General features: G+C 73.0%; 5 protein-coding genes. 4 read left to right on the plus strand and 1 reads right to left on the minus strand.

Annotation, left to right across the window (positions count from 1 at the left end):
- Positions 1–87: 87 nt before the first annotated feature.
- Complete coding sequence (locus tag IE170_RS32695) at positions 88–2739, minus strand: hypothetical protein (RefSeq protein WP_229884929.1); 2652 nt, start codon at positions 2737–2739, stop codon at positions 88–90.
- A 279-nt stretch (positions 2740–3018) separates the two neighbouring features.
- Between IE170_RS32695 and IE170_RS18615 the strand changes: the two genes are divergently transcribed.
- The 4 genes from IE170_RS18615 (at position 3019) to IE170_RS18630 (ending at position 7010) form a co-directional block, all read left to right on the plus strand.
- Positions 3019–3756 (plus strand): GOLPH3/VPS74 family protein, encoded by a 738-nt coding sequence (locus IE170_RS18615; RefSeq protein WP_189810506.1) that lies wholly within the window; start codon positions 3019–3021, stop codon positions 3754–3756.
- 394 nt (positions 3757–4150) lie between these two features.
- Entirely contained in the window at positions 4151–5035 is an 885-nt protein-coding gene (locus IE170_RS18620) for a helix-turn-helix domain-containing protein (protein ID WP_189810507.1), read from the plus strand.
- Between the two features lie 198 nt (positions 5036–5233).
- The gene (locus IE170_RS18625; protein WP_189810508.1) at positions 5234–5446 is read left to right on the plus strand and encodes a DUF397 domain-containing protein; all 213 of its coding nucleotides are present in this window, start codon (positions 5234–5236) and stop codon (positions 5444–5446) included.
- 337 nt (positions 5447–5783) lie between these two features.
- The gene (locus IE170_RS18630) at positions 5784–7010 is read left to right on the plus strand and encodes an aminotransferase-like domain-containing protein (protein WP_189810509.1); all 1227 of its coding nucleotides are present in this window, start codon (positions 5784–5786) and stop codon (positions 7008–7010) included.
- Positions 7011–7280: the final 270 nt, after the last annotated feature.

A 7280-nucleotide genomic window follows, 5' to 3' on the forward strand; every position in this document is an offset into this window, starting at 1 on the left:
TCGTCGCCCGTCCCGGCTACTGGACGCACACCGGCGCCCCGGGGTTGCCCCCGAGGCGCCGGTCCATGGTCTCCGGTGCGGCCGCGGTCAGCCGATCCGGGTCAGCTTGCTGCCGATTCCCGGTGCGGCCAGGTCGCTCTTCAGTGTCACGGGAACCTTCACCTGGCTGGCCCCCTCGCCGACGGTCAGCACGCCGACCTCGGTGCCCGCCGTCGCGGTCTGCGGCAGCTTGGAGTCGCCGTGCGACAGCTTGATGTCGACGGTCAGCGACGGCCAGCCGACCGCCTCGACGTCGGCACCGGCCACGACCGGGGTGCGGCCGCCGAGCCCGTCGTCCACGTACCCGACGACGTCGCCCTTCTTCACCACGGCCGCGCTGGTCAGCGACTTCTGCGTGGCCAGCATGACGTTCTTGCTGGCCGCGATCGCCGTGCCGAGGATCGGTACGCCGTGCTGCCCGAGGACCGCGCCGACGATCAGCTGCCGGGTCTTGCCGACCTGCTTCTCCGCGGCGAAGAGGAGGTTGCCGCCCGCCTTGCTGGTGGAGCCGGTCTTGATGCCGAGCGAGCCGTTGTACGGCACGAGGTCGTTCCAGTTGCGCCACACCTTGCCCGACGGGTCCTGCCAGCTCGGGAGCTTGGTGATCGCGACGAGCTCCGGCATCTCGACGACCTTCAGACCCAGCTTGACCTGGTCCTCGGCGGTGCTGACCGTCGTGGCGTCCAGACCCGAGGGGTCCGTGTACGTCGTGTTGGTCATGCCGAGTTCCCTGGCGGTGTCGTTCATCTTCCTGACGAACGCCTCCTGGTCGCCGCCGGTGTCCCAGCGGGCGAGCAGCCGCGCGACGTTGTTCGCCGACGGGATCATGATCGCGGCGAGGGCGTCGTACTGCGAGATCTTGCCGCCCTCCTGCAGGGTGTTGACCGTCGACTCGCCCTCGGCGTCCTTCTTGCCGTCCTCGACGGCCGCCTTGTCGACGTCGATCATCGGACCCTGCTCCCCCTTCTTCAGGGGGTGGTTCTTCAGGATCACGTACGCCGTCATCGTCTTGGCGACGCTGCCGATGGCGATCGGCTTCTGCTCGCCGAAGGTGCCGACGGTGCCGAGGCCGGAGGCCGCCATGAAGGCCTGGCCCTCCTTGGGCCAGGGCAGGGCCGGGGCGGCGCCCTCGAAGGTGTACGACTTCTTCGCGGTCATCGTGAGCTTCGGCTCGGGCAGCGGGCGGACCAGCTGCACGACCGACAGGATGACGGCGAGGAGCACGACGAGCGGCGCGTAGATCTTGACCCGGCGCACGAAGGTGCGCATCGGGGTCGGCGGCGGGGGCGGGTTGTTCGTGAGGTCCGCGAGCATGTCGAGCGGCGGCTTCGGCGGCAGCGGCTGCTGCGTCGTCCGCTCGGTCCGGTCGGAGACGGCCGACGCCGACGCGGCGGCAGCGGCCCCCGGGACGGCGGTCTTCGGCGCGGCGGCCTTGGACGCGGCGGCCTTGGACGCGGCGGCCTTGGGCGCGGCGGCCTTGGGCGCGGCGGCCTTGGGCGCGGCGGCCTTGGGCGCGGGAGCCTTCGGCGGCGGTACGGGGCCCCGCGCGGGGGCGTCCGGCTTCGCCGGACCGTCGTCCGTCCGCAGCGGCACGAACGTGCTCGCCTTCTCCCCGCCTTCCGACTTCGGCGGTACGGGGCGCTCGGCGACGGGCTTGTCGGCCGCGGGAGCGGCGGGGGCGGCGGGGGGCTTGACGGCGCGGAAGACGGCGGTGCGCTCGCTGTCCTCCGGCTCCCCGTCGGCGGGCTTCGCCGCGGCCGGGGCGGAAGCGGAACCGGACGCCTTGCCGGCCTCGGCGGCCGGCGGCTTGACCGCACGGAAGACGGCGGTGCGCTCACTGTCCTCGGAAGCCCCGTCGCCGGACGTCGCCGCGGCGGACTCGCGCCCCGCAGCGCCGGCGGCGGCCGCGGCGGGGCCACCGGCCCGACCGGAACCGGAATCGAGCCGCGGCGCGCGGAACACCGCGGTGCGCTCACTGTCGTCGTTCCCGGACGCGGTGGAAGCGTTGGCAGCCGGCTTCGCGTCAGCGGCGGGCGCGGGCGCGGACGCGGAACCGGAATCGAACTTCGGGGCCCGGAAGACGGCCGTACGCTCACTGTCGTCGGCACCGCCCGCGGGCTCCGCGGCCTTCTCGGCACCGCCCTCGGCGGCAGCGTCGGCGCCGCCGGACTTCCCGGCGGGACGCGCCCCGGACCCGGCAGCCCCCCGCTCCTGCGCGGAACCGGAATCGAACACCGGGGCGCGGAACACGGCGGTGCGCCGGCTGTCGTCAGCGTCGTCCGACTCGGCGGCGGGCTTGCCGGCGGGCTTCTCGGTGGCCTTTGCGGGCGTCTTCGCGGGGGCCTTGCCGGCGGCCTTCGCGGGCTCCGTCACAGCGGGGGCGTCCGCGGACGCGTCAGCATCTCCCGACTCGTCCGGCTCGTCCGACTCACCCGGCTCATCCGACTCGCCGGACTCGCCGGACTCCTTGTCGGCGTCGTCCCCGTTTTCGGCCTCGACCTCCGCGTCAGCCTCGGACGCTGCGGATTCCGCCCGTCCGGACGAACCGGCGCGAGACGCGTCGGCGTCCCCCGCGGCCTCGCCCTCGGGCTCGGGCTCTTCTGCCGACTCCCCGGCCGGCTCCGCCTCCGCGGCCTTCCGCTCCCGTACGGAACCGGACGCCGCTCCCGCCGCGTCCTCGGAGTCGCGGGGACGGAACACGGACAACCTGGGATCCCGTTCCGCAGCGGACTTCGCCGCCCCCGGCACTGCTTCATCAACCGACTTGTCGGGGGACTCGCCCGCCACCAGTTCCTCCTCGTTCGCCACCGCGTCGCGTCCGGCTGTCCGAATGTCTAACAGTGTCCCGTCTCGGGGGCATCGCCCTCGCCCTAGACGAGAACGACATAGCTGCCGGTTCCCCTACAAAGCGACCAGGCACTCTCGACAGATGAATGTGAGAGGGGTCACCCTGTCACTCATCCACGCGGGGAGGCATGGATGGGCAGGAGCCGCAGAACAATTCCGGAGGAGCTTCTGCTGCTCGCTTTGGACCCGGCCACGGGTACCACGGCGCAGCCGCAGTCGCTCGACCTCGGCCTGGCCGGGGCACAGCTAGTGGAGCTGGCTCTGGCAGGACGGATAGCCCCTGACGGGGATCGTATCGCCGTGGTGATGCCGCGGCCGACAGGAGATCCGACACTGGACTCCGCACTGGAACTGCTGCGCAGGCGCGGCAGTCCGGTACGGGCGGTCCACTGGATCGGCGGGCCCCGGCTGGGGCTGCGCCAGATCTACCTCGCGCACCTGGAGCGCTGCGGCATGGTGCATGCCGTCGCGGGCCAGATGTGCGGAGTGCTGCCGACGACGCGCTACCAGGCGACGGACACGGCGATCAGCCGGGAGATCCGAGCCCGGCTCGACAGTGCGATCCGCACCGGCGTACCGCCGGACCCGCGGACCGCGGCGCTCGCCGCGCTGGCCCACGCGGTCGGCCTCGGCAAGCACCTGTACCCCGGCAACGAGGGGCGGTCGTCCAGGTCCCGGCTGCGGGACCTGATCCGGCACGACCCGATGGGCGGCCTCGTGGCGCACGCCGTGATGGACGTCCAGAACGGGGTGGCGGCGCAGCCGCGCCGCGAGCGGGCGTCCGCCGCGCAGGCGGCGCGTCCCACGGCGAACGCTGTTCCGATGCAGCCGCGCCGCGCGGGTGCGATGGAGCGCGTCGCCGCCCACTGAGCGGCCGCGGAACGGCCGCTGAACGGCCGCGGGGCGACCGCGGAACGGCCGCTCGGCCACCACTGCTCCACCCCTGCACCAGGAACCACACCGGCACCACCACGCACCGCGGCATCACCTGAACCACCGCACACACGCAGATCCACAGCTCCACCGCACCACCACCGCACCGCCACCGCACCGCCAGCACCCCGACCGGCCCCCCCCTTGACGGCCCGGTCCGGGAGCCGCCCGGTGCCCGCGGGGCGGCGGGGCCGGTCCGCCCGGCCTCCGCCGTCCCGCACGCCTGTCTTTCCGTGCAGTTCTCCGGCGCAGCCCCGCCCTTCGGTGGCAGTCTGCTCCCCATCAGGCACGCAGAGAGACAGATCCAGAAGAAGGCGGAGGTGCCGTTCACGTGGCGTCCAATGTCAATCCCACCGTCCGACGCCGCCGACTGGGCATGGAGTTGCGCAAGCTCCGCGAGGACAAGGGCATGACGGCCGAACAGGTCGCCGAGCGCCTCCTCGTCTCCCAGTCCAAGATCAGCAGGCTGGAGAACGGCCGCCGGTCCATCAGCCAGCGCGACGTCCGCGACTTGTGCGACGTGTACGAGGTCGAGGACCGCCGGCTCGTCGACTCGCTCATGCAGATGGCCAAGGACTCGCGCCAGCAGGGCTGGTGGCACGCCTTCGGGGACATCCCGTACAGCGTCTACATCGGCCTGGAGACCGACGCGGCGAGCCTGCGCACGTACGAGCCGCAGATGGTGCCGGGCCTGCTCCAGACCCCGGAGTACGCGCACGCCCTGATCCGCGGGGCGGTGCCGGAGACCTCGCCGGCCGACGTCGAGAAGCGCGTGCAGGTGCGCATGCACCGGCAGAAGCGCCTGTCGGAGACGGACAACAACAACCCCGAGGTGGGGCCGCTGCGGCTGTGGGCCGTCATCGACGAGGCGGCGCTGCGCCGGCGCGTGGGCGACGCGCAGCTGATGGCACGGCAGCTGGAGTTCCTGATAGAGCAGTCGGAACAACCGCACGTCACCGTGCAGGTGATGCCGTTCGGGATGGGCGCGCACCCGGGGATGACCGGGCAGTACGCGATCCTCGAGTTCCCGGACGCGACCGATTCGACGGTCGTCTACATCGAGGGCGTGACGAGCGACCTGTACCTGGAGAAGGCGAACGACGTCCAGATGTACAGCGTCATGTACGAGCACCTGCGCGCGCAGGCCCTGAACGTCGAGCAGACCCGCGAGTTCATCGCCGGCATCATCGATGATTTCGGAGGCAAGAACCGGTAAAAGCAGGACGAACCGGGCAGATGGCGAGTAAGGCCGGGCACCGTACACCGTCACTCCCCGGCCACAGAAGGCCTGAATGGAATATGCCACTCGGTCGGGTGAATGACCTCTTCGCCCTCCGGAAGGTGCCGGTAGCGTCGATCACGTCGGCCAGGGGAACCCACCCACCTGGCACTACTCGCTGAACCGGAGAGAATCATGGCTATTCGTCAGGGCGCCACGGACAACTGGACCAAGTCCTCCTACTCCGGCGGGAACGGCGCCTGCGTCGAGGTCAAGTCCCCCGTCGTGGAGGCCATCGCGGTCCGCGACTCGAAGGTGCAGGACGGTCCCTCGCTCACCTTCGCGCCGGGCTCCTGGACCTCGTTCGTCACCGGCGTCACCGAGGGCGCGCTCGGCCGCCTCGCCTAAACGTTACGGCGGCCACGCCCGGCCGCTTCCACCCCCACCCCACCCCCACCACCCCCACCCACCACGACGAGACCGGAGCACCGGAACCCGGCGAACGCCGGATCCGGACCGCCAGGCCCCGGAACAACCGCACAGCGCATCGACAGAAGCCCTCTCGACCGGCCCGCCGTCCTGGCCGAGGGGGCTCCGTCGTGTTTGGGGGGCGGCTGGAACCGGCACGACGCCAGACCCGGCACGACCGGCCGCCGTTCACTCCTCGAACGCATGGGTGCTGCTTACACGTACCGCTCCTAGGATGTGCGCACCCGAACCGACCCCCCGCGAGGAGCCGCCCGCCATGACCGCCACCGCCTCGGCCGCCACCGCCGCCTCCGCGCCCGCGCCCGCCGTCCAGCCGCCGCCGTTCGCCGCACGCGCCACCGCCGTCGGCGGCTCGCCGGTCCGGGAGATCCTCGCCCTCACCGAACGCCCCGGCGTCGTGTCCTTCGCCGGCGGCCTGCCCGCGCCCGAACTCTTCGACACCGACGGGCTGCGCGCCGCCTACGACGCCGCGTTCGCGACCTCCGCCGCGCGGGCCCTCCAGTACTCCACCACCGAAGGCGCACCCGAGCTGCGCCGGGCCGTCGCCGAACGGGCCACCGCCCGCGGCCTCGCCACCACCGCCGACGACGTCCTCGTCACCACCGGGTCGCAGCAGGCGCTGACCCTCATCACCGCCACCCTCGTCGAGCCGGGCGACACCGTCCTCGTCGAGAACCCCACCTACCTCGCCGCCCTCCAGGCCTTCGGCCTGGCCGGCGCCCGCGTCATACCCGTGCCCTGCGACGAGCAGGGCATCCTGCCCGACGCCCTGGAGGAGATCGTCCGCCGGGAGCGCCCGAAGCTCCTGTACTGCATCCCCACCTTCCAGAACCCCACCGGCCGCACCCTCCCCGCCGCCCGCCGGGCCGCGGTGGCCCAGGTCGCGGCCCGCCTGGGCCTGTGGCTGGTCGAGGACGACCCGTACGGCGACCTCCGCTTCGAGGGCGACGAAGTGCCGTGGCTCGCCGCGCACCCGGGCGCGGAGGACCGCACGGCGCTGCTGGGCAGCTTCTCGAAGATCATGGCGCCGGGACTGCGCCTCGGCTGGCTCCGCGCCCCCGCCGCCCTGCGGCGGGCGGCGGTCGTCGCGAAGCAGGCGGCCGACCTGCACACGTCGACGGTGGACCAGCTGGCCGCCGCCCACTACCTCTCCGCCGCCGACCTCGACGCCCACATAGCCACCGTCCGCGACGCCTACCGCATCCGCCGCGACGCCCTCCTGGCCGGCCTGGGCGAGGCGCTCCCGCAGGGCTCGCAGTGGAACCGCCCGGAGGGTGGCATGTTCGTCTGGGCCCGCCTCCCGGAGGGCCACGACGCGACGGCGTTGCTGAAGCGCGCGGTGGCGAAGGACGTCGCGTTTGTGCCCGGCGCACCCTTCTATACAGGCACTCCGGATGCGCGGACCTTGCGGCTGTCGTTCACGACGCACACGGCGGAGGAGATCGCGGTGGGGCTGGAGCGGCTGAGGGCGGCGGTGGGCTGAGGGGGCGGTTGTACGGGAGCCCCGGGCTCGGGGTCGGGGGGCGACGGCGGGGTGGGGGCGGCGGGGTGGGGGCGGCGGGAGCCGAGGGCTCGGCGCTGGAAGGCGGCGGGGTGGGGGCGGCGGAAGCCGACGGCTCGGCGCTGGAAGGCGGCGGCGGGGGCGGCGGTTGGCGGTAGCCGGTCGGTCGGGATCAGGGAGGTTGCCGGTGGTGTCCCCGGCAGTTGATGGTGTCCGGGGCGGGCCGGTCCCTCAAGGGCGCTCCTCCTTCGT

Source organism: Streptomyces toxytricini (assembly GCF_014649915.1).
GTDB lineage: Bacteria > Actinomycetota > Actinomycetes > Streptomycetales > Streptomycetaceae > Streptomyces > Streptomyces toxytricini.